This window comes from Propionibacterium ruminifibrarum (assembly GCF_900289195.1).
Classification (GTDB): domain Bacteria; phylum Actinomycetota; class Actinomycetes; order Propionibacteriales; family Propionibacteriaceae; genus Propionibacterium; species Propionibacterium ruminifibrarum.
Window position 1 is genome coordinate 88,804 of record NZ_OMOH01000008.1, and the last position, 22,080, is coordinate 110,883.

Sequence of the window (22,080 nt, forward strand, 5' to 3'; positions counted from 1 at the left end):
CAACCTGGGTGCGTGAACCCAGCCAGCTAGGATTGTTCACGTTGTTGTCGTCGTGATGTCTGGCGGTGTTCCGTGACCGATATGCCCCCGGGTTGGCCTCGCACCAAGCGTCGCCTGTGGACTCGTCCCCTTGGTTACCCGAGTAGTTCGACGCTGCTGGAACGGCGCCGCGCGCATGTTTCACGTGAAACGGTACATACCGTGGTGAGCTCTCCCGTGCCGGTGAATGCTGATCGGGGAACCAGCACCGGACCGACCCCACAGGATCTCGAAGTGACCAGGCATGACAGCAGGCAGGATCCGGAAACGCCACCCGATCCCGCGACACAAGTCGCAACGGAGGTCACCACACCGTCTGGTACCGCAACGGACGTGAAGCCGGCGGATGAGCGACAGGAGAATGCCGCTCCCAAACGTGGTCAGTGGACAGAGAACGTCATGAATGTTTCACGTGAAACGCGGCGGCGTTCGACGCGGTTGCCCAAGCCGGTGACAACGCGACGAATCGTCGTGGCGAACCAGAAGGGCGGTGTGGGCAAGACGACCACATCGGTCAACCTGGCCGTGGCACTTGCCCAAGGCGGGCTCAGGGTGCTGGTCGTCGATATTGATCCCCAGGGGAACGCATCAACTGCGCTCGGAATTCCCCATGTGGAAGGAACACCGAGCACCTACGAGGTACTCCTGGACGACATGAAACTTGCCGATGCAGTCGTCGGCTCGCCCGAGGCCGACAACCTGTTCGTCCTGCCAGCGACGATCGATCTCGCGGGGGCTGAACTGGAACTCGTTTCGAGGGTCGCTCGAGAGCAGAAACTGCTCAGGGCCGTCCGTGAGTACCTGACCGACCACGAGTTCGACTACGTCTTCTATGATTGCCCGCCTTCGCTGGGACTCCTGACGGTCAACGCCCTGGTCGCTGCGACGGACATCCTCATCCCGATCCAATGCGAGTACTACGCTCTCGAAGGCGTGACGCAGCTCATGCGCACCATCCAGCTGGTCAGTGGCGAGCTCAACCCTGAACTGAGGTTGTGGGCCGTTCTTCTCACGATGTTCGATGGCAGGACGAAACTCTCGGCCCAGGTCGCCGAAGAGGTGCGTAACCACTTCAGGGATGAGACCCTCGCAACGGTCATACCGAGGTCGGTGCGGGTCAGTGAGGCGCCGAGTTATGGGCAGACGGTCATCACATACGACGATCATTCGGTGGGTGCGGACGCCTATCGAACAGTCGCGGCGGAACTGGCCGCCCGAGCAGCTGAGGAGCAGTCATGAGCGCACGTCAGGGCGGACTTGGACGAGGTCTGGGGGAACTCTTCCAGCGCACAGATCTTCCAGCAGCAGCGCCGTCGGACAACCCCTCCGCCCCCGATTCTGACACCGCCCCGGCCGTCATGCCGGACGGCTCCTACTTCTCGGAGATCCCAGTCGCCTCAATCCGACCGAACCCGCAACAGCCCCGCCAGGTGTTCAGCGAGGAGGAACTCACCGAACTCAGTGAATCGATCAAGGAAGTCGGGTTGCTGCAGCCCATCGTCGTCAGGGCCACTGACGGTGACGGTTACGAACTGGTCATGGGTGAACGGCGACTGAGGGCTCATGAGAAGGCCGGCATCGAGATGATCCCGGCGATCGTGCGCAAGACCGATGATTCGACGATGCTCACCAATGCCCTGCTCGAGAACCTGCACCGTGTGCAGTTGAACCCGTTGGAGGAGGCGGCTGCATACGAGCAGCTCATGCGGGATTTCGACATCACGCAGGAACAACTCTCGGCCCGCATCAAGAAGTCACGACCACACATCTCCAACACGATCCGACTCCTGAAACTGCCGGTCACTGTTCAGCGTCGAGTCGCAGCGGGCATTCTTTCGGCCGGTCATGCTCGGGCGCTCTTGACCCTCGAGGATCCCCTGGCCGTCGAGGAACTCGCGCAGCGCATCGTCGCCGAGGGGCTCTCCGTCAGGGCGACAGAGGAGATCGTCACGCTGGCAGCAGGGCGCACCGAGAAGAAACCCACCCGCGCACGCCGTGCCACGACCCCGCACCCGAGGGCGGAGTCGATCGCTCATGATCTGGCTGATCGATTCGACACGAGGGTCAAGGTGACCATCGGGCGCAACAAGGGCAGTATCACGATCGATTTTGCCGGTGAGGACGATCTTGAGCGCATCCTCGGAATCATCGGGGGATGAGCAGCACCTGGATCCATCACGACTGAGGGGCCCCGGAATGATCCGGAGCCCCTCAGCTATAAAGAGATTTGTCGATAAAACTATTTACCAGCTCGTGACGAGGCGACCACTGTGCCATCGACGAGGGCGTCGACCCGGGTGGGATGTTCAACCGTCCGCCCGACGGTGCAGTCTCGGTCATGGCTCGAGCGGACCAGCTCGGCGACCAGGTCAGCGGCCCGATCACCGGACTCGTCTGCGCAGAACTCCAGGTGGAAGTCCATCGCCAGGTGGTCGAGGGCCGAAGCACCGGCCTCGTCGGGTCCCCACTCGCCGGCGACGCGCACCCGGAAGTCCGTCGGCTCGCTGACGGGCGAGACGCCGGCATCGACGTCGATCGCACTGCAGGCGCCGGCAGCGGCCATGAGCAGTTCGACGGGGTTGAACAGTCCTTCGCCGCGGCCCAGCTCGATGCTGGCGCCGGCCTCGTTGGTCGCCACGTAACGATACGGACCCGTTCTCCGCAGGTGAACGCTGGCGTGTCTGCGCGAACCCATTAGAGGAATTCTTCGATGACCTTGAGCAGGCCGGACCTGTTCTTGGCCCCTTGGAACTGCTTGACGACCTGGCCGTTCTGGTAGATCTGCACGGTGGGCAGGCCGAGAACCCCCTGCTGGGTCGGCACGGCGGTGTTGGCATTGGTGTCGAGCTTGACGAAGTTGATGCGGTCGCCGTACTCCTCGCTGAGCTCATCGAGGATGGGGCTCATGCGCTTGCACGGGGCGCACCAGTCGGCCCAGAAGTCGACGAGGGTGGGCTTGTCGGAACCCAGGACGACATCGTTGAAGGTGGCATCGGTGACATCGGTCACATTGCTCATGGGGAACTACTTCCTCTTGCGTGGTGTGTGCGTGCAGGGTCAATCCTAGGCAGCGCCCGCCGGCGTGGCCGTGAGGCGATCGTCCAGCGCGGCGATGTAGCTCTCGGCGTCCAGGGCGGCACGGCAGCCGGTCCCGGCGGCCGAGATCGCCTGCTGGTACACGCGGTCGACGAGGTCGCCGCAGGCGAAGACACCGGGCAGGTTGGTGCGTGTCGACGAGCCGTCGACGATCACGTACCCCGCGTCATCGGTCCGAACCTGGTCCTTGAACAGGGCGGAGCGGGGCACCGAGCCGATGGCCTCGAACAGTCCCTCGACGGGCAGTTCGCGGGTGGACCCGTCGGTGGTGTCCTGCAGGGTCACCGACTCGATCCTGCCATCGCCGTGAATGTCCTTGACGACGGAGTTCCACGCGAACTCGATCTTGGGGTTCTCCGTGGCCCGGCGGGCCATGATGTCCGAGCCGCGCAGCTGATCGCGGCGGTGGATCAGGGTCACCTTGTCGGCGAAACGGGTCAGGAAGGTGGCCTCCTCGAGTGCGGCGTCCCCGCCGCCGACGACGGCGATGTTCTTGCCGCGGAAGAAGAAGCCATCGCAGGTGGCGCACCAGCTGAGGCCCTTGCCGGCGTAGGTCTGCTCGGCGGGAAGGCCGAGATGACGGTAGCCGGATCCGGTGGCGAGGATGACGGTCCTGCCGCGGTGGACCGTGCCTGCGGCATCCTTGACCGTCTTCACCTCACCGGTCAGATCGACCTCGACCGCATCGTCTGTGACGAACTCGGTGCCGAACCGTTCGGCCTGGTTGCGCATGTTCTCCATGAGCTCGGGGCCTTGAATGCCCTCGGGGAAGCCGGGGAAGTTCTCCACATCGGTCGTCGTCATGAGCGCGCCACCGGCGTCGAGGGAGCCTTCCAGGACGAGCGGGGCCAGGCCGGCGCGCGCGGCATAGATGGCGGCGGTATAGCCGGCGGGGCCGGAACCGATGATGATGACATCACGGAGCTGATCGTTCATGGTTGCCTTTCTGATCGGACTCCGCCTCAGGAGTCGGCTGCACCACCCGAGCCTACGCGGAAGACGGGCGGGGACCAGAGCCGATGATTCCGACCGGTTCCTGGCGGATCCGTGCACGGGCGATGTCCGGGAAACGCGCACCGGGCCCGGTTCATTCCATCCGGGTGCAGGAACCCGACCCGACGAGCTGGGACTCAACCTGCGTTGTTGGAGTCCGTGACGACGCGGGCAAGGTTTCCGATCGCCGCATCCGCCGACTGCTTGCCCTCAAGGGTGAGCCGCAACTGGCCCTCGATGACAGGACGCAGGTCGAGCCAGGCGCCGCTGCCGCCGAGCATGACCTGGGCTTCGTCGATGTTGGCCAGGCCGGCGTTGGCGATGCGGTTGGAGGCGATCTCGCTCGTCACGAGCAGACTCGTGCGGGAGGGAATCGCCGGCACCATGGCCGCGGTCGTCGTCAGCGGCTGGTCCTCGAGCGCGTGGTGCAGGAATTGGAAGGCGACGTCCTGGAACTGGCTCTGGCGCGAGACGCTCAGGACGGTGCCGCTCTTGAGCACCGAGGGGGTGCCGCTGCTCTCGCTGGGAGGCATGGGGAAGAAGGCCATGTGGGCCTCATCGCCGAGACCCTCGCGGTTCAACTCGTCCCAGATGCCGACGCCCATGGGCGCCATGACGGCCTTGCCCTGGGTGATGAGGCGGGGTTCACCGGTGGCGGGAATGGCCGACAGGTCCGCCGTTCCGTCATTGATGAGCTCTGCCATGAAGTTGAGCGCCGCCGCGCCCGTGCCGTCGTTGAAACTCAGGGTGCCGTCCTCGGTGAACAGCGTGCCGCCGTAGGCCCCGACGAGGTTCGCCCAGGTGCGCACCAGGCCCGGGCTGAACGGATCGAAACCGCTGATGCCGTCGCCCGTGAGTTCCTGCGCCATCGAGCGCAGCTCGTCGAGGGTGGCCGGGGGCTCGGTGATACCGGCCTCGGTGAGCAGGTCGACGCGGTAGCCGATGACCTGCAGGTCCATGGTGTAGGGGACGCCGTAGAGCGTGTCATCGATACGGCAGCCGCTCAGGAAGCGTTCATCGACGTTGAGGTCGTCGAGCAGGTCGGTGGGGACGGCCTCGAGCGCATTGTGGCGCTGCAACGAGTGCAGCCACCCGTACTCCGGCATGACGACATCGGCCAGGGTGCCACCGGTGAGGGCGGTGATGATCTTGTCGGGCAGTTTGTCGCTCGTCGTGTAGGTGGTGGCCATCTGGTAGCCGCTGGAGCCGAAGAAACCCGTGAGGACGTTGTTGGCGTAGCGGTCCTGCAGTTCGGTTGTGCCGAGCATGGCCGAGAGCATCGACAGGGTGCCCGATCCCGAATCCTTGGCGTTGCGCCAGTCACTGGTGGGGCTTGCGCAGTCGCTGGGGCTGCTGGTCTCGGCGGGTTCGTCCTCGCCGCTGCTGCACGCACCGAGTGCGGACGCAGCCACGGCGGCCCCGGTGATCAGCAGCAGGTCCCTGCGTTGCAGCCGCACGGCGCCTCCTCGTGTGCTGGGCGAACCTTCAGTCGGGACGCAGTCCCGCCCCGACTCTACCGTTCGAGCGCTATGAATCCTTATTGGTTTCTCTAGTAAATAATCAATATGGCTCGATAGTTACCGAGCGATGCCTGCCATGTCGCACTATCCCTCTTTCTAGTTATCGGACTAGATACACGGATACGGGGTGATCGGGGTGTCAGCGCGAGAGTTCCTCGGGACGCAGATGGTCGAAGCGGTTGATCCAGTGGATCACCGTCTCGCCGGCCCCCTCATAGGGTTCGGGTGCCGGCAGATCGGTTTCGAGATAGGTGGTGGCCGTGTTCATCATGGCGATCCACGGGTCGGGCACGCCGCGTGCACCGGCGGCACTCATCGAGGCACGCAGCAGGTACTGGATGATCCACTCGTGGCAGATGAGGCCGATGACGCGGTCGTCGTCGTAGAAACGGCGTTCGAGGTCGGCGAAGAGCGCGAAGCCGCGTCCCTGGGCCTGGGCAGGAGCCTCGACGTACTCGCCCTTGTCATACCAGCCGTCCTCCCCGATGTCACTTGGCACGATGACGCGGGGATTCACCTCACGCAGCCGAGCGGCACCGGCACCGCGCACCGCCGTCGGCGCGGCCGGCAGGCCCCCGTACAGGCCCCCGACCTCGTAGGCGTCGGTGATCAGCTCGACCGGCACGTCCAACTCCTCGCTGATCGCCACGGAGGTCTGGACGGCCCGCACCATCGGCGAGCACAACAGTACCTGCGGGCGGGGGAGCCGCCGGTCTGCGAAGGCCTCGGCCAGCCGGGCGGCCTGGACCCGGCCCAGATCCGTGAGCGAGGGGTCGGCGGTGCGTCCCTCGAAGGGGTGCCCGGCGGCGGTGAGCACATTGTTGGACGACTGGCCGTGACGGATCAGGAGGAGCTTCACACGCGAAGTTTATTCAGCCCGTGCCGGCCCGGTCAGGGCGAGCGTGCCGATGTGGATCATCGGCCCTCGGCGGCGCCCGGCGCGGGCCGTCCTCACCAGGTCACGTGGTGGCCGTGATCTCGGCGATCCCGCCCTGCCAGCCGCCATCGACCTCCGGCAGGCTCGTGAGGTAGACGAGGACGTAGCGCGTGTCCAGACCGCCGTCGAAGACGATGTCGGCCTGCGTGCCCGCCTCGTAGTCGGCGGCGACCGTCGTCCAGTCGTTGATCGTCTCCCGCGAGGCATTGTCGGGGTCCCTGGGAACCATGACCTGCACGCCGGTGGGTTCACCGACGAATGTGACGCCCAGCGAGGTCAAGCTGGTCGTCTCCCCCAGGTCGAGGAGCAGACCCGTCCCCGGCTTGAGGCCGCTGAACGCCGCTGAACCGGTGTACAGATCGGTGAGCCAGGCGGTACCGGTGTCCGAGTCCGTCACCAGGGCCGCCTCGTCGGCGTGCTCGGCGCCTTCACCGCCGTCTGCCGTCGGGTCGAACGAGGTGGCCGTGAAGGACGCGGTGGCCGGCGCTCCCGGGGCCCGCTCGGCCGACGCGTCGGCGCTCCCGCGCCCCCTGGTGTCGGCGGTCAGGGACGAATGGATCACGCCGGACAGCGCGATGACGAGCATGACCGTGACGAACAACGGCGCCAGCCAGCGCAGCAGGCGGTACAGGCGGGTGCTGGACCAGGAGTTCGCACGTTCCTGCGCCCTCGCCTCAGCAGCGGCCCGGTGCTTCATCTCGTCGCTGATGCGGGCAGCCGTCTCCGCGCGTTCGGCCAGCAGGGCCTCACGCTGCTCGGCCGCCTCACGTGTGATGCGCTGCACCTCGGCCTGTTCGACGAGGGCGTCACTGACGAGCGGTTCCTGCAGGGGTTCGGCCAGGGCGTGGACGCGCGGCGTCATGCCGGTGCCGGTCACCCCTGCACGCCCGGCGAGGGCTCGCATGCGCTGCTCCAGGTCGCCGTCGGGGTCGGCGGCGCCGATGGCGCGATTCATGGCGCGCACGATCTGATCGACACTGCGGATCTGGTTGGTTCCGGCGCGCGGGGTCAGGATCGAGACGCACACGGCGTCGAGGGAGGACGGCACCTTCGCATTGACGGTGGCCGGCGGCACCCAGCGGGGCGTGTTCGAGACCTCGGGCGAGGTCATCGGCGCGGCGACGAGGCCGAACTCCTTGGTCTGGGGGCGCCCTGCCGGCACCGGCCAGCGCTGCGTCAGGCAGGCGTACAGGATCTTTCCGAGAGCGCGGACGTCCTCGGCCTCCTGCAGCGCAGGCTCCCTGGAGGGCCCCTCGTCCTCGCCCGACAGGGCGGCGTCGATGAGGAAGCCCACGACCTTCACATTGCCGTTGGGCGTGATGATGACGCTCTCGGGGGTCAGCCTGCGATGGAAGATGCCGCGGGTGTGCATGGGGGAGAGGGCATCGGCGATCTCGCGGACGATGAACGCCGACTCGACCCCGCTGAGCGGTCCGTAGGAGAGCAGCTCGCGCAGTCGCATGCCGGGGCTGTCCTCGCAGACGATGAAGGGCACGGGCTCGTCCAGGGCGTCGAGGACGCGCAGGAAACGGGAGTCGGTGGCCACGGATGCGCGGCGGGCCGCCGAGAGCACCCCGGGGGTCGTGGCGGCCTCCGGGTCGAGGACGTGAACGATCACCGCGCGGGAGAGCATCTCGTCGAGACCGCGCCACGTCGTGGCGAAGCCGACGGCGTCCAGCCTCTCGTCCAGGCGGTAGCGCTCGGCGAGCACGTCGCCCCTGGCGGGCCTGGGCCCCTGCGCTTGCTCCATGTCATCCCTCGCTGCCCGGTCGGCTGGACAAGGTCAAGTGTGCCCTGTGAGGGGCCGCGACCCCGATCGGCCCGCCGGGGTGGGGGTCAAGTTTCACCGTCCGTGGCGTCCTCGTCCGGTGTGGGCGTCCGTTCGCGGCGCACCTGTCTGACCCGCAGGGCCGTCGCGGCCATCAGGACGATGCCCGAGGCGATGATGATCACCCAGGCGACGCGTCCCGAACTGTTCGCCGAGACGACGAACTCGCTGCGCGGGCCGAGTTCGGTGGACCGTTCACCGGTCGTCATGACGACGGCACTCATCTGCACGTTGCCGTTGCTCGTCGCGGTCGGGTTGATCCGCACGGTGACCGACTCACCGGCGCCGATCTCGAGTTCCTCGGTGTCGGCTATCGAGATGCGTCCAGGGTTCTCGGACTCGAAATGGATACGCACCCTGACGGGCACGCTCATGGTGTTGGTGACGGATACGGGCAGTGAACTGTCGTCGTCGGGGATGACGAGGCGCTCACTGATGTGGACGCTCACCTGCCCGGAGGCAAGCGCGGAGCTGATCGGGGACAGGGCCGTCCGGACGTACTCGTCCGCTGCGGCGTCGCTGCTGAAGGCCGAGCTCCACGCGGCCAGCACCAGTTTCTCGTCGTCGACGCCGGCGCCGTGGCCGGTCAGTTCCTCGTAGACGCCGATGTCGCCGCGGACGGTGTGCTCGACCCCGCCGCGGTTGGCCGACGCGCTCGGCAGGGACTGCCTGGTCTGGGCGGTGACCGCCTGCTGCGAGGCCACGAGTTCCTTGATGGGCAGGCGGGTCCGGCCGCTGGCCGAGGCGAGCTCGGCGCGGGCGGCATCACTGGTGGTCACGACGTCGACCGCCGGTGAGCCCGACTTCGAGTAGACGAGCTGTTCGGCCTGCAGGCGGGCGGCGCGCTGGGCGTCGGAGTTCGAGGCGGCGCCAGGAATACCGGTGGCGATGGACGCGTGAGTGGCGAGCATCGTCAGGTCGTCCACCTGGTAGAGCTCACCGTCGGGGTCGAGGTCCGAGGCGAGAACGATCTGCGGGTCGGCACGTTCAAGCGTCTCGACCATCGCCTGCGAGGTGGAGGAACTGTCCGTGACGATGGCCAGGTCCAGACCCGCCAGGGGGCCATCGGTTGCGGGTTTCGCCGCCGCGGATTCGACGAGCTCGCCGCGGCCGGCCGACACGGCGGCCGTGACGTCGAGACAGCCGTACAGGGTGCGGTAGCTGCGCCCATTGGCGGCGATGCGTTTCAGCCGGTCGAGGAACGAGGCGGCCTCGGACTGACCGGTGCCGGTGGTGGTCGTTTCGGGGTCGCTGCGCACCCGGTACCCGGACGCCATGGCCGTCAGCTCGTCCCACAGGAGCGGGTCGATGAGGCTGGTAACGTCATCGGTTTCGGCCAGGTCCGCGATGAGGTCGAGCCGGCCGCCCTCGGCGATCTCGTCGGCAAGGTGGTCGTCGGTGAACACGGCCCCGTCGGATGCGGTGCCGGTCGTGGCGGGTACGAGGGAGGGGGCGCTGGACAGTTCGGCGACCGTCGTCGCCTGGTAATCGCCGCTGCCCGGGTAGCCGATGACGGCGCTCGTGAAGGTGATGAGGCCACCGTCGTCGTCGACCAGCATCACGCCGAACAGGTAGGCGCTGGAGGTGCTCGTCATGCCGAGCGACTCGGGCCCGTTGAACGGTGCCCGCAACGAGTACGACCTGGACGCCCCGGCGGCCAGGTCGGTGATCTGCGACGAGGCGTCGTCGTCCTGGACGGGCAGGGTGTTCGTCACGTCCTGGTCACCGGCCAGTGCGTTGTAGAAGGCGTCCCCGTTGGTGATGGGTGCGCGCGTGCTCCACAGCCGCAGGGTGGCTCCGGTGATCGGTGAGGAGCCCGTGTTCGTCAGCGTGCCGGTGACCGTCAGCTCGCCCGACTCCGAGACCGCCATCGGGCCGAGGCCGGTGATCGTGATGGTGGCGCTCGTCTCATCGGCCACTGCACCGGGGGCGCCGATCAGGCCCGGGACGAGGGTGAGCAGGGCCACGAGCGCGACCAGCCAGAACGGCCGGGCGCGTCGTGTCTGCGCAGCTGCGTCTCGCGGGTCGTTCACCCGCCCATCGTAGGTGGTGGACTTGTGAGGAGGCTTCGTGCACCACCGGCGCACGTGGGACAACACCCGTCCGGGGCGCCCAGGGGTCAGCGCTGCCCGGGCTTGAGGGCGCCCCGGCCGAGACTGACCCGGTCGAAGACGGCCAGGGCTGTCGAGATCGCGATGAACAGGGCGATCGCCGCGTAGGCGCTCATCAGCGCCGTCGCCCACCCGCGGGAGACCAGCGAGTAGAAGATGGCAGTCGTGATCGCATTGCCGATGGCGGTGGCGATGCGTTCGACGGTGGACTTCACGCCGCCGGCGACGCCGCCCTCGGCCGGCGGGATCTCGACCATCGACAGGGTCTGGTTGCAACCGGTCATGCAGCCGTTGCCGAAGCCGATGAGTGACAGCGGCAGGATGAGCCACCAGAAACTGATGTGGTGGCTGATGACGACGTGGGCGGTGCCGGCGGTGAGGATGACACCGGCGGTCATGCAGGACAGGCCGAGAATGACGATGTTGCGGCCCTTCGCGAGCACGACGCGTCCGGTCAGAATCGACGTGGTCGCCGAGATCACCGCGTTGGGGAAACCCAGCATGCCGGTGGCGAGGGCCGATGCGCCCATACCGTTCTGGATGAACAGGGCGACCAGCACGAACACCGAGGTGCCGCCGAGGAACTGCATTCCGCTGATGGCGGTGGCGTGGGTGAACGAACGATGGCGGAAGATCGACAGGTCGACCATTGGCTGGCGTCCGCGGGCCTTGTAGGAGCGCTCCCAGCGCAGCCACGCGGCGAGCAGGACCGCCGCCAGTGCCAGCAGCCCGAACGCCGGGCCCGTTTTGAGGATGAACGGGAGCATGATGCACAGCACTGCGGCGGCCAGTAGGACGATGGCCACGGGGTCGAGGTCGAGGCGCGTGCCCATGGACCCGCCCTCGTGCCGGGTGCGACGGCGGCGGCGCTCCGTCTCGAACGGGAACCAGCGCAGGGCCAGGGCGACACCGATCAGGCCCAGCGGGAAGTTCCAGATGAACGAGGCGCGCCACCCGGTGTCGGCACCGACCATACGGATGATGAGGCCGGTGAGCAGCGGGCCTGCCGTCACCGACGCCGAGATGACCAGGCCGAAGACGCTGAATGCCTTCGCCCGGGCCTGGCCCCTGAAGTACTGCTGGATCATGCCGATCGTCTGCGGGTTGTAGACGCCGGCGCCGAACCCCTGGACGAGGCGGGCGATGTTGAGCAGCTGCGGGCTCTCCGCCAGGCCGCAGGCGAGCGAACCCAGGCTGAAGATGGTGACGCCGATGATCCACACCGTGCCGCGGCCGAGCAGGTCACCGATGCGTCCCGCGGCGACGAGAACCATGCCGAAGACGAGGGCGTAACCCGAGAGCATCCACTGCATCGAGGCGTCCGAGGCGCCGATCGCGCTCTCGATCGTCGGCAGGGCGACATTGATCGAGGAGATCGCCATGAGCGCCATGGCGAGCGGGATCATCAAGGTGAGCAGGATCTTGACGCGGTTGAAGACCCTGGGGGACTCCTTGATGCGGATCAGATTGTTCTCAGAGCTGAGACGACTCACGTGTTCCTTCGTTCAGATGATCGGGCAGACGGCTGGTGCTGCTGGGCCCGGGCCCAGACGGCAGTGTAAGTGCCTGCACCGCGATCACGGCGCAGGCACTGCGTGATGCCATCAGTGCGGTCGGGAGTCCCACCACGCCCGGAGCTCGGCGGTGGCCCGCTCTGCGCCCAGCGGCCCCTCGTCCATGCGCAGGGCGAGTAGGTGCTTGTAGGCCATGCCCACCTCCGGGCCCGGGCCGATGCCGAGGATCTCCATGATCTGGTTGCCGTCCAGGTCGGGGCGCATCGCCTCGAGCTCCTCCTGGGCGCTCAGCTCGTCGATGCGGGCCTCCAGCTCGTCATAGGCGCGGCGCAGCGCCTCGGCCTTGCGCCGGTTCCGCGTGGTGCAGTCGCTGCGGGTGAGGATGTGCAGGTGCTCGAGCTGGTCGCCGGCATCGCGCACATAGCGGCGCACCGCCGAGTCGGTCCAGGACTGCTCCCCGTAGCCGTGGAAGCGCAGGTGCAGCTCGACGAGCCGGCTGACCGCCTCGATGACGTTCTTCGGGTAGTGCAGGGCACGCAGCCGTTTGCGCGCCAGCTTGGCGCCGACGACGTCGTGGTGGTGGAAGGTGACCTTGCCACCGTCCAGGCCGCGCGTGGCGGGCTTGCCGATGTCGTGCAGCAGCGCGGCGAGCCGGATGACCAGATCGGGCTCGTGGTCGGGATTGGGCCTGCCGTTCCTGTAGTCGCGCGCCTTCTCCAGGGCGATCGCCTGGTCGAGCACGGTCAGGGAGTGCTCGTAGACGTCCTTGTGGCGGAAGTGTTCATCACGCTCCAGCCGCATCGCGGGCAGTTCGGGCAGGATGACCTCGGCGAGCCCGGAGCTGACGAGCAGGTTCAGGCCGGGCCGGGGCGTGTCGGACAGCAGCAGCTTGCTCAGCTCGTCGCGTACGCGCTCTGCCGAGACGATCGAGATGCGTTCGTGCATGTCGGTCATCGCGTTGAAGGTGGCCGGCTCGACGCTGAAACCGAGCTGGGCGGCGAAGCGGGCGGCGCGCATCATGCGCAGCGGATCGTCGCTGAAGCTGACCTGTGGTGGGCTCGGTGTGCGAAGCACCTTGCCGGCGAGGTCCTTCAGCCCGCCGTGCGGGTCGACGAACGTCCTGCCCGCGACGTCGATCGCCATCGCGTTGACGGTGAAGTCGCGGCGCACCAGGTCGTCGGTGATGTTGTCGCCGAAGGCCACGACGGGTTTGCGGGACTCGGGCGCGTAGGCATCGGCGCGGAACGTGGTGACCTCGACGGTCCACTCGCGTCCCTGCGAGGTCATGGTGGCCCCGATGGTGCCGAACTGCTTGCCGACGGTCCAGACGGACCGGCTGACGGTGCGTAGCAGCTCCTCGCTGCGGTCGGGACCGGCCGATGTCGTGAAGTCGAGATCATGGCCCAGGCGACCGAGCAGGGCGTCGCGGACAGACCCGCCGACCAGGTAGAGCCTCTCGCCCGCCTCGTCGAAGAGTCGCCCCAACTCGCCGATCAGCGGTGTGGCGTGCAGCAGCTCGGTGACGGCGCTGGCCTGGGCCTGCGACAGGGCGGCAGTGGGATCGGACACGTCTGCTCAGTCTAGCCCGGCTCCACGATGTCGCGCGTCGAGCCGGTACCACCCGGCCGGAGGCGCGGCCCCGCTACCGGTGTCAGTCGACCTTCGGCAATTGGTGTGTCGTGTCGGCCGAGAGGACCTGGGCCGAGGAAGCGCCCTGCGCGGACGCATCCTCGGTGGCGTCAGAAGGCGCCTGGGCATCCGTGCCTGCTGCGCCGGGACGGCGGAACCGGCGACGGCGGCCACTGGGCTTCTTGGCGATGGCGGTGGAGTCCATGGCGATCGTCTCCTCCGCGGCCATGTTGTGGCCGGTGTCACTGGCCGACACCCACCGCACATTGCGTCCGGCCGAGTCCTCGAGCCACTCGCGGGCCGTGATCTGCTGGCCCGGCGCCGGAGTCTCCTCGGAGAGGGCCGGGGCCTTGTCGGCCGCTGCCGCCGCAGTGAGGTCGCCGGTGCTCCCCGGCTCGGCGTCCTGCCCCGTGCGGTGGTCACGGGCGGCCTTGCTGAGCGGGCGGCGTTTCTGGGCGAGCGCCGACGTGGGCTCCTCGGGCTTCCTGGACGGCACCGCGACGACGGCACGGCGCGGTGTGTGCATACCGGCACGACGCAGGGCGGTCAGGACGCGGCTGCGGATCTCGCGTTCGACACTCCACTGCCGGTCGGCCGGGCAGCTGATGAGGATCTGATAGATCGCCGCACTCTCGTCCAGCGAGCTCAGGCCGAGTACGTTCGGGGCCTCGAGCATCTGGTTGTGCCAGTCGGGCTCGGCGTCCATGCGTGCGCACGTGCGGCGCAGCAGCTTGATGACGGCCCCCGGGTTCTCCTCGACACTGACGGGGATGTCGATGATCGACTTCGAGAAGCCCTGCGAGATGTTGCCGACCGTCGTGATCTCCCCGTTGCGCAGGTACCAGACCTGCCCGTTGATGTCCTGCACCTCGGTGATGCGGAAGCCCACGGCCCGCACCGTGCCCTTGATGTCGTCGATCTTGACGATGTCGCCGACGCCGTACTGGTCCTCCATGATCATGCAGATGCCGTTGAAGAAGTCCTTGACCAGGCTCTGCGCGCCGAAGGCGACCGCGATGCCGACGACACCCGCCGAGGCGATGGCTGGCATCACATTGATGTTGATCGAATTGAGCACCATCAGCACGACGACGACGATGAGGATCACGTCAGTGATCGACTTCAGTACCGTGCCGAGCGTCTTGGCGCGCTGCGTGGCACGGTTCGTATTGATGCCGTCGGTCGTGATGTCGTGCCCGGCGCGCTCGGCCTGGCGCTGCCCGGCGTGCTTGATGAACTGGTTGATGAGACGGCGTACCACGAAACGCGTCACAACCGCGACAGCGATGGTGACGATGATCTCGATGAGAGTGTTCGGCCAGGCGAACTCGATGTCCATTGGCAGCACGCATGTCCTCCTGGACTTACTCGGTGGTGCAGAGGGGGCGCTCGGCCCGCTGCCATCCATTGTGACGCGCTCTGCCGCGAACCGGCTGTGGGGCCGGCAGGACGGGGGATGGCCCCGGGGTCGTCTGCGCCTCTGGCCAGTGGCCGGTGTCGTACCGGTGAGCACAGTCATCACCGGATCGCAGCGTTCAGGGGGGCGGTGACGAATCACCGGCGTGCCCCGGCCGGTCCGCTCAGGCGACGCAGCCGCCCGCGCGTGCGCCGTTCGCCTCGATCTGGCTGAGCTCGGCATCGTCGAAGTCGAGGTGATCGAGCGCGGCCAGGTTCTCCTCGAGCTGATCGATGGTGTGGATACCCATGACGGCGGTCGACACGCGTTCGTCGTAGAGCGCCCAGGCGAGGGACATCTGGGCCACCGTCTGCCCCCGTCGGCGAGCCAGTTCCTCAAGGCTGATGATGCGCAGCATGTTCTGGTGGGTCAGCCGGGCCCGTGGGAAGCTCTCGTTGGCGGCCGCCCTGGAGCCCTCGGGGATGGCACCCGTGCGGTAGGTGTGCGTGAGCAGCCCCTGGAAGAGCGGACTGCCAGCGGCGAAACCCATCTCGTGGTCCTCGCACTCGTCGATGACCGAGGCCTTGAACTCGCCGGACCGCGCGCCGCCCTCGGCGCGCCGGTCGAACAACGAGTACTCGTATTGCGCGATGGTCAGTGGGGTGCCTGCGGCCCGCGCCGCCTGGGCGATCCGTCTGGTCCGTTCCGCGGTGGCGCCCACGATGCCGGCATACCGCGCCCTGCCGGCCCGCACCGCAGTGTCGAGTGCCGCCGCCACCTGGGCCGGTGGTGTGTCACCGGGGCAGTGGGCGTAGAGGATGTCCACGTACGTGGTGCCGAGGCGCCCGAGCGAGGCGTCCAGGCCGGCGGCGAACGCGTTCCCGATGCCGCGCACCGTGGTGGCAATGGTCAGTTCGTCACGACGCCCGGCGAACTCGGCGGCCAGCAACGAGCCGACGAACGCCTCGGCAGCCCCTGCCGGGGGACCGTACTCGGGTGCCAGGTCGATGTGGGTGACGCCTGCCTCGAAGGCCGTCATGACGATCTCGCGACGCTCGTCGCGTTGCGTGGTGTCACCGAAGTTCTGCCACATGCCCAGCGCCAGGACGGGCAGCCTGGGGCCGCTCCTCCCGGCGGTGCGGTACTGCATTCGTGGGCGAGCGCCGTCAGCCATGGATGTCATTGTGGCACTGCGCCCAGTGGGCGCCGTCGGTCGCCCTGTCCACGAGAATCAACAAGTATCAATAATTATTGGAATCTAGCTAGACATATCTAGAATCTGGTAGGGCGAGTGTCCGGAAACTGCCGGACCGCCGCCGGCCGCACAGGCCCGGCCGGCCCGACCCAGGACCCGCCCCCAGTGAACAGGTGGTCATTTTCGACCGCGCGAAGCCTGCTGGCTGGAGGGCTTTCTCACGTAGAGTTGTACTCATCGACGCCACGTATGACGTCGGCTCCAACGGCGGAGCCAGATCAACCGGCATGGAGGTCGACAATGAACACGCAGCAACAAGAACGCATGGGCAAGGGCAAGGGCTTCATCGCGGCACTCGACCAGTCTGGTGGTTCCACCCCCAGGGCACTGCGGCTCTACGGCATCGACGAGGACGCCTGGAGCACCGAGGAGGAGATGTTCGACCTTGTCCACCAGATGCGTACGCGCATCATGACGAGCCCCTCGTTCACCAGTGAGCACATCCTCGCCGCGATCCTGTTCGAGCGCACCATGGAGAACTCCGTCGAGTCACTGCCGACAGCCCAGTACCTGTGGGAGCGCAAGGGCATCGTGCCGATCCTCAAGGTGGACAAGGGGTTGCTCGAGGAGGCCGACGGCGTACGGCTCATGAAGCCGATGCCGGACCTCGACGACCTGCTCGATCGGGCGGTGGCCAACGGCATCTTCGGTACGAAGATGCGCTCGGTGATCGCCGGTTGCAACGAGGCCGGCATCAAGGCCATCGTCGCCCAGCAGTACGAGATCGCCCAGCAGATCCTGGCCAAGGGGCTGGTGCCCATCATCGAACCCGAGACAGACATCCACGCAGAGGACCGCGAGGCGGCCGAGGAGATCCTGCACGCGGAGTTGAAGGTCCACCTCGATGATCTGGCCGAGGGCCAGCAGGTGATGTTCAAGCTGACCATCCCCGTCAAGGACAACCTCTACGCCGACCTCATCGCCGACCCGCGCGTCCTGCGCGTCGTGGCCCTGTCGGGTGGGTTCACCCGGCAGGAGGCCTGTGAGCGCCTGGCACGCAACACCGGGATGAGTGCCAGCTTCTCAAGGGCGCTGACCGAGGGCCTTTCGGTGAATGACACGCCGGAGGAGTTCGACGCGAAGCTCAAGGCGTCCATCGAGGAGATCGCCGCCGCCTCGGCGACGTGACCCTGGGGCACGACCGAATGGTCAAACGCATGGCGGTGAGGGGGCCGGATCAGCCCCCTCACCGCCGTTCTCCTGCCCGGGATGGTCTTTCCCCGGTACCTGGTTGCCTTGGTGCGGCAGGGTCGCCCTCGACTTCCCACGCGCCGGGGGCCATGTTCGAAGCCGGTCACTGGGACGGGGCGACGGGCCTCCTGCCTGCCATTCGATCTGTTGAGGAGCTGCCTGTGGACAACTGACGAGCAGGAGCCGTCCCGGCCACACTTCCCGGTGTGCACGGGCGGTTGGAGCAGATCCTCGCCGGCCACGGCGTGGTCGAGCATTGCGCCTGGCCCGGGCTGCGCGGGGCGATCGGCGGCGCATTGGGTCGCGGCGAGCTTGAACGTGTACTCCCCGGCTGCTATGAGGAGGCAGGCGCCTCGGCCGACTGGCGACGACGGGCCTGGTGGCCTGCGCGCACTTCGATGACGCAGTCATCAGCGGTGCGGCCGCTGCCGCTTTCCACGACCTCGGCCCGCGGCCCGGGGGACCGCTGTTCGCAGGGCGCTGCTCACCGACTCCCGAGATGAACCCTGGAGAGAGGGCGAACGGCTGCTGCACAGGTTGCTGCGGTCCGCCGGCCTCACCGGCTGGCGAACCAATGTGGCGGTGTGCGGTTTCCACCTCGACGTCGCCTGGGTCCGGTTCAGGGTCGCCGTCGAGGTGGACGGTTACGAGTTCCACTCCGGCAGTGCGACCTTCGAGTCCGACAGGCTGCGTGACCAGCAGTTGCAGGCGCAGGGCTGGGCCGTTGTGCGGGTCACCTGGTGTCAACTCGACGAGAATCCCGAGAAGGTGATCACCACGGTGCGTCGCATCCTGAGGCGCCATGGCTGGGCATGCCAAAACTGACGCAATATGGCTGATTCAGCCCATTTCGGGTCGAGAACCGCCACATCGTGTTGAGAAAGGCATGCCCGTGCCGTAGTCCTCGGGCATGCTGCCCAGCGTGCGCAGGCCCGGGTCAGGCCACCGCGCTCTGCTTCTGCCAGCTCTGCCAGTCGAAGGTCCAACAGCCGATGCCGTCGCCGGGTTCGAAGGCCAGCTGCGTACCACCGGCAGTGGTCCCGTTGTAGACGACAGGGTCGCCGATGTGGGTGACCGTCATGAGCCATGCGGCGTCATCGGGGCTGAGGTTGGTGCAGCCGTGGCTGGTGGCCGTGACGCCCTGGGAGCCGACGGACCAGCTTGCCGAGTGCAGGAACTCGCCGCTCCAGGTGATGCGCTGGCAGTTGGGAACCTCGAGTTTGTAGCCATCGGCCGACTCGGCCGGCACGCCATAGGTGGACGAGTCCATGGTGAAGGTGTCGTACTTCTGCATGATCACCTTGGTGCCGGTGTAGGTCTCGTGTCCGATCTTTCCGGTGCTCACCGGGCAGGTGCGCAGCAGCGAGCCGTCCTGGTAGACCTCCATCTGCTGGGTCTGGAGGTCACAGACCAGTTCGACCTTGGAGCCGGCGATGCTGATCGAGTAGTCGGTGTCGTCGGCGAGGTACTGCCAGTCGCTGACCTTGACACCGGCGAAGGCCAGGTGGACGTCGACGGTGGTGCCCGGGGTCCAGTACTCCTTCGGCCGCCACATGAGGATGCGGTTCTCGACCCAGCCCCATGAGCCGGGCTGCTCCGGGGTGACGGTGACACGGGCCTGCTTCTCGATGGCCGCTCGGTGCTCGGCCTCGTCGATCGTGTCCGAGAACTGGATGTAGACGGGCATCGCCACGCCGAGGTCGTCGTAGGCGTAGACGGGCTCATAGACGAGTGTGTCCACGTACGCGGTGGTGATCTGCTGGGTGAGGGTCGTCTCCTGGTTCTGCAGGTTCATGACCTGCACGGAGACCGTGTACTCGGTCTCGGGCCAGAAGGTGCGATCGGGGGTCCAGGTGTCGCCGTCCAGCGAGCCGGTGTAGGCGTCGCCGTCCGGGCCGGTGGCCTTGACCGAGATGGCGGTGCCATTGGTGACGGTGACGGTGAGCGTGTCGTCGGGCAGGACCGCATCGGTGCCGTGGGCGCTGGTGATGGTGACGCTGGGGGACTCGGTGCTCGTCGGTGAGCTGGTGGCCCCCGAACGATCATTGGAGGGGTTGTCGGGGTCGCTGGCGCAGGCCGCCAGGCCGATGGCACCTGCACTGGCAGCCGCCGCGGCGATGACTCCACGACGGGTGAGGCGCGGGTCGATGTGCTCGATGGTGGGCATCCGGACTCCGAATCGGTGACGTTTTCGCGCCCACCCGCACAGTGGTGGGGTGGGCACCATGCGCACAGGAAAGCCCAGGCGCATCGTCAGCGATGATAACCCGCTGATATGTCAAAGAAGTCGTGTCCACGCTTTGCTTATTTAATGTTCATCTACAAGGGGGGATTCACGCGGAGCGGGAAGGCCTTCCTCAGCAAAAAATCAGTACATTTAAAGGATCCGTCGAGCGCCTCAGGTCGCGGAGGGTTTCGCCGGGGCACCGGGGAGGGGACGGGACACCCAGCGTTGCCCCGCTGGTTCGAGGCGCGCCGTTCCCGAGGTGAGCCAGGCGACCCTACGGGTGGTTTCCTCGGCGCCGCCGGCCTCGCAGGCGATGCGCACGACAGGGCTCGACGGATCGGTCCAGATGGTCTCCAGCACGTCCAGGCCGTCTGCGCGCAGCACTGCCTCGAGCCGGCCCGCGTCGGATGGGGGCAGGTGGGCGTCGAGCAGGGTACGTCGCTCGTGCAGGAGCATGGGGGTCCCTCGCAGTGCCTGGGTGACGGTGCCGCCGTAGGCCCGGGTCAGTCCTCCGGCACCCAGCTTGATGCCGCCGAAATAGCGCACGACGACCGCCAGGACGTTCGACAGGTCGGCCCGCCCGGTCGCGGTGACATGGCTGGACAGCGCCTGCATGATCGGCACCCCGGCCGTACCGGCCGGCTCCCCGTCGTCGCTGGAGTGGGCACTGTCGCGCCCGGCCCCGAGAAGATAGGCGCTGCAGCAGTGGCGGGCGTCGTGGAACTCGCGGCGCAGCTCACTCAGATGGGCCCGGGCCTGTGCGTCGTCCTCCACGGGGGCGATGCACGCGATGAACCGCGAACGCTTGATCTCGACCTCGTGACGGCTGGGGCCGACGGGGGAGACGTAGCGGTCGGCAGGCATGGACCCATCCTGCCACCGGCGGGTATCGACTCATGGAGCGGTGCGTGGTTAGCGTGAGGGCATGAACGAAATGACCCCTCTTCTCACCGAGCGATGGAGCCCACGGGGTTTCGATCCGACCCACGTGGTGTCCGCAGAACAGATCGATCGCATGCTCGAGGCGGCCCGGTGGGCGCCGTCGGCCATGAACCGCCAACCCTGGGCCTTCGTCGTGGGGCGCCGGGGAGAACCCGTGTACGAACGTCTCGAGAAACTGGCCCGGGGCGCCTCGGACTGGGCCCTGGGCGCTTCGGCACTCGTCCTGGCCGCCTATCGCAGCGCGGGCAGTGACCCCGACTACGCGCTGTACGACCTGGGCGGGGCGGTGGCCCACATGAGCGTCCAGGCCGAGGCCATGGGGCTGCACGCGCGCCAGTTCGCCAGCTACGACCACGAAGGTGCACGCACCGAATTCGGCATCGGCCAGGAATGGACACCCGTCACCATGCTCGCCGTGGGTATCGCGGCACCGGGACTGCACCCCGACGGACGGGAACGCAAGAGCGTGGCAGAGCTCACGCCCTGGCAGTGACCCGGTACCGTCCGGCCAGGCGGCGCCATGCCGGTGGCGGTTCCTCGCGCGCCCGGTGCGGCACGAGGCCGGCTGGGTTTCTGCGCCCACGACACCATCCGGCGAGGCCGTGGACGACCGGGTGGCGGGCCGGCGCGCACCGGCCCGCCACCGCTGATCCGGAACCTTAGATGTTGTACTGGTACAGCCCGTAGTTCGCCATGATGTTGATCACCTTCTGCGCGTAGTTCGGATCCGTCGCGTAACCGGCCGAGGCGACCTGGCGGATGAACTCGTCCGGGTTACCGGTGTAGTTGAAGGCGTTCCGGTAACGGCTGTTGTGCGTCAGGAAGTAGCCGTGATCCAGGAACGAGTTGGTCGGCGAGCTGTAGGTGCGGAAACTGCTCGACAGGATCTGGTAGCTCGAGTTGACGTACTCGCCGCTGTTCATGTTGACGCAGCCGGCCTGGTAGGGGCTCGAGGTGCTGCACTTGATGCCGAAGTAGTTGTTGTACCGGCTCGACAGGGTGCTCCCTCCCCATCCCGACTCGAGGATCGACTGCCCCAGCGCGACCGAGACGGGTACGCCGTACTGCTGCGACTCGGCGATGGCCGCAGGGAGTGCTGACTGCAGGTAATTCCTCTGGGCCGAGGTCATGCCTGAGTTGTTCACGGTGACCACCTTCGTCGCATTGGTCGATGAGGTCCAATAAATGGCACCGCCCTCGAAGAGCTGATAGACGCCTGTCGCGGTGGCCAGTTCATCACTCGTCGGGTACCCGAGGGGCCCGTTCTCGTAGCCGGTGGCGGCCCAAGCCGAGCGGATGGCGCCGATGCTGATGTGGGCTCCGGTTTTCTGGGTCCAGAGGATGGCTCCGCCCTGGTATTTCTGGTAGCAGCCGCCGTCTTTGATGGTGCAGATCTCGTCGG

At 67.2% G+C, this 22,080-nt stretch carries 19 protein-coding genes; 5 read left to right on the forward strand and 14 right to left on the reverse strand.

Features of this window, described 5'->3' with window-relative positions; genetic code table 11:
- The first annotated feature begins 438 nt into the window (after nt 1–438).
- Both PROPJV5_RS09920 and PROPJV5_RS09925 read left to right on the forward strand, forming a co-directional pair.
- Complete coding sequence (locus PROPJV5_RS09920; protein ID WP_119716198.1) at nt 439–1,278, forward strand: ParA family protein; 840 nt, start codon at nt 439–441, stop codon at nt 1,276–1,278.
- On the forward strand, nt 1,275–2,198 hold the full coding sequence (locus PROPJV5_RS09925) for a ParB/RepB/Spo0J family partition protein (RefSeq protein ID WP_119716199.1): 924 nt from the start codon (nt 1,275–1,277) through the stop codon (nt 2,196–2,198). Before PROPJV5_RS09920 ends, PROPJV5_RS09925 begins: the two co-directional genes overlap by 4 nt.
- Nucleotides 2,199–2,278: 80 nt before the next feature.
- Here the strand turns inward: PROPJV5_RS09925 and PROPJV5_RS09930 are convergent, their stop codons facing one another.
- The 11 genes from PROPJV5_RS09930 to PROPJV5_RS09980 form a co-directional block, all read right to left on the reverse strand.
- Nucleotides 2,279–2,677, reverse strand: a complete 399-nt coding sequence (locus PROPJV5_RS09930; protein ID WP_220474406.1) for an OsmC family protein — start codon at nt 2,675–2,677, stop codon at nt 2,279–2,281.
- A 56-nt stretch (nt 2,678–2,733) separates the two neighbouring features.
- Entirely contained in the window at nt 2,734–3,057 is a 324-nt protein-coding gene (gene trxA, locus PROPJV5_RS09935; RefSeq protein WP_119716201.1) for a thioredoxin, read from the reverse strand.
- A gap of 45 nt (nt 3,058–3,102) precedes the next feature.
- Entirely contained in the window at nt 3,103–4,071 is a 969-nt protein-coding gene (gene trxB, locus PROPJV5_RS09940) for a thioredoxin-disulfide reductase (RefSeq protein ID WP_119716202.1), read from the reverse strand.
- A gap of 194 nt (nt 4,072–4,265) precedes the next feature.
- Complete coding sequence (locus tag PROPJV5_RS09945) at nt 4,266–5,585, reverse strand: ABC transporter substrate-binding protein (protein ID WP_119716203.1); 1,320 nt, start codon at nt 5,583–5,585, stop codon at nt 4,266–4,268.
- A 202-nt stretch (nt 5,586–5,787) separates the two neighbouring features.
- Nucleotides 5,788–6,507, reverse strand: coding sequence for a histidine phosphatase family protein (locus tag PROPJV5_RS09950; RefSeq protein WP_119716204.1), 720 nt, complete (start codon nt 6,505–6,507; stop codon nt 5,788–5,790).
- Between the two features lie 100 nt (nt 6,508–6,607).
- Nucleotides 6,608–8,335 (reverse strand): protein kinase family protein, encoded by a 1,728-nt coding sequence (locus PROPJV5_RS09955; RefSeq protein WP_147385425.1) that lies wholly within the window; start codon nt 8,333–8,335, stop codon nt 6,608–6,610.
- 86 nt (nt 8,336–8,421) lie between these two features.
- The gene (locus tag PROPJV5_RS09960; protein WP_119716206.1) at nt 8,422–10,446 is read right to left on the reverse strand and encodes a DUF6049 family protein; all 2,025 of its coding nucleotides are present in this window, start codon (nt 10,444–10,446) and stop codon (nt 8,422–8,424) included.
- Between the two features lie 86 nt (nt 10,447–10,532).
- On the reverse strand, nt 10,533–12,017 hold the full coding sequence (locus PROPJV5_RS09965) for an MFS transporter (protein WP_239018461.1): 1,485 nt from the start codon (nt 12,015–12,017) through the stop codon (nt 10,533–10,535).
- A 111-nt stretch (nt 12,018–12,128) separates the two neighbouring features.
- On the reverse strand, nt 12,129–13,607 hold the full coding sequence (locus PROPJV5_RS09970) for a CCA tRNA nucleotidyltransferase (protein ID WP_119716207.1): 1,479 nt from the start codon (nt 13,605–13,607) through the stop codon (nt 12,129–12,131).
- Between the two features lie 82 nt (nt 13,608–13,689).
- Entirely contained in the window at nt 13,690–15,006 is a 1,317-nt protein-coding gene (locus PROPJV5_RS09975; protein WP_239018467.1) for a mechanosensitive ion channel family protein, read from the reverse strand.
- A 241-nt stretch (nt 15,007–15,247) separates the two neighbouring features.
- On the reverse strand, nt 15,248–16,237 hold the full coding sequence (locus tag PROPJV5_RS09980) for an aldo/keto reductase (protein ID WP_182858674.1): 990 nt from the start codon (nt 16,235–16,237) through the stop codon (nt 15,248–15,250).
- A gap of 321 nt (nt 16,238–16,558) precedes the next feature.
- Here PROPJV5_RS09980 and PROPJV5_RS09985 point away from each other — a divergent pair, with 321 nt between their 5' ends.
- Both PROPJV5_RS09985 and PROPJV5_RS09990 read left to right on the forward strand, forming a co-directional pair.
- The gene (locus PROPJV5_RS09985; RefSeq protein WP_119716210.1) at nt 16,559–17,446 is read left to right on the forward strand and encodes a fructose bisphosphate aldolase; all 888 of its coding nucleotides are present in this window, start codon (nt 16,559–16,561) and stop codon (nt 17,444–17,446) included.
- Nucleotides 17,447–18,034: 588 nt separating this feature from the next.
- Nucleotides 18,035–18,334, forward strand: coding sequence for an endonuclease domain-containing protein (locus tag PROPJV5_RS09990; protein WP_275403712.1), 300 nt, complete (start codon nt 18,035–18,037; stop codon nt 18,332–18,334).
- 112 nt (nt 18,335–18,446) lie between these two features.
- On the opposite strand, the gene PROPJV5_RS09995 is transcribed toward PROPJV5_RS09990, so the two are convergent.
- Entirely contained in the window at nt 18,447–19,676 is a 1,230-nt protein-coding gene (locus tag PROPJV5_RS09995) for a L,D-transpeptidase (RefSeq protein ID WP_182858676.1), read from the reverse strand.
- A 231-nt stretch (nt 19,677–19,907) separates the two neighbouring features.
- Nucleotides 19,908–20,600 (reverse strand): IMPACT family protein, encoded by a 693-nt coding sequence (locus PROPJV5_RS10000; RefSeq protein ID WP_119716213.1) that lies wholly within the window; start codon nt 20,598–20,600, stop codon nt 19,908–19,910.
- A 61-nt stretch (nt 20,601–20,661) separates the two neighbouring features.
- Here PROPJV5_RS10000 and PROPJV5_RS10005 point away from each other — a divergent pair, with 61 nt between their 5' ends.
- Nucleotides 20,662–21,171 carry a nitroreductase family protein gene (locus PROPJV5_RS10005; RefSeq protein WP_119716214.1) on the forward strand — a complete coding sequence of 170 codons (510 nt, stop codon included), beginning with the start codon at nt 20,662–20,664 and terminating at the stop codon, nt 21,169–21,171.
- 166 nt (nt 21,172–21,337) lie between these two features.
- On the opposite strand, the gene PROPJV5_RS10010 is transcribed toward PROPJV5_RS10005, so the two are convergent.
- The coding region (locus PROPJV5_RS10010) for a glucosaminidase domain-containing protein (protein WP_182858677.1) at nt 21,338–22,080 on the reverse strand (743 nt) is incomplete at its 5' end.

What these genes read in the sequence shown, in the direction of transcription:
- trxA (WP_119716201.1), bottom strand. Translation starts at nt 3,057, where the DNA reads ATGAGCAATGTGACCGATGTCACCGATGCCACCTTCAACGATGTCGTC.
- trxB (WP_119716202.1), bottom strand. Translation starts at nt 4,071, where the DNA reads ATGAACGATCAGCTCCGTGATGTCATCATCATCGGTTCCGGCCCCGCC.
- PROPJV5_RS09975 (WP_239018467.1), bottom strand. Translation starts at nt 15,006, where the DNA reads ATGGACATCGAGTTCGCCTGGCCGAACACTCTCATCGAGATCATCGTC.
- PROPJV5_RS09955 (WP_147385425.1), bottom strand. Translation starts at nt 8,335, where the DNA reads ATGGAGCAAGCGCAGGGGCCCAGGCCCGCCAGGGGCGACGTGCTCGCC.
- PROPJV5_RS09995 (WP_182858676.1), bottom strand. Translation starts at nt 19,676, where the DNA reads ATGCCCACCATCGAGCACATCGACCCGCGCCTCACCCGTCGTGGAGTC.
- PROPJV5_RS09920 (WP_119716198.1), top strand. Translation starts at nt 439, where the DNA reads ATGAATGTTTCACGTGAAACGCGGCGGCGTTCGACGCGGTTGCCCAAG.
- PROPJV5_RS10000 (WP_119716213.1), bottom strand. Translation starts at nt 20,600, where the DNA reads ATGCCTGCCGACCGCTACGTCTCCCCCGTCGGCCCCAGCCGTCACGAG.
- PROPJV5_RS09980 (WP_182858674.1), bottom strand. Translation starts at nt 16,237, where the DNA reads ATGGCTGACGGCGCTCGCCCACGAATGCAGTACCGCACCGCCGGGAGG.
- PROPJV5_RS10005 (WP_119716214.1), top strand. Translation starts at nt 20,662, where the DNA reads ATGAACGAAATGACCCCTCTTCTCACCGAGCGATGGAGCCCACGGGGT.
- PROPJV5_RS09985 (WP_119716210.1), top strand. Translation starts at nt 16,559, where the DNA reads ATGAACACGCAGCAACAAGAACGCATGGGCAAGGGCAAGGGCTTCATC.
- PROPJV5_RS09925 (WP_119716199.1), top strand. Translation starts at nt 1,275, where the DNA reads ATGAGCGCACGTCAGGGCGGACTTGGACGAGGTCTGGGGGAACTCTTC.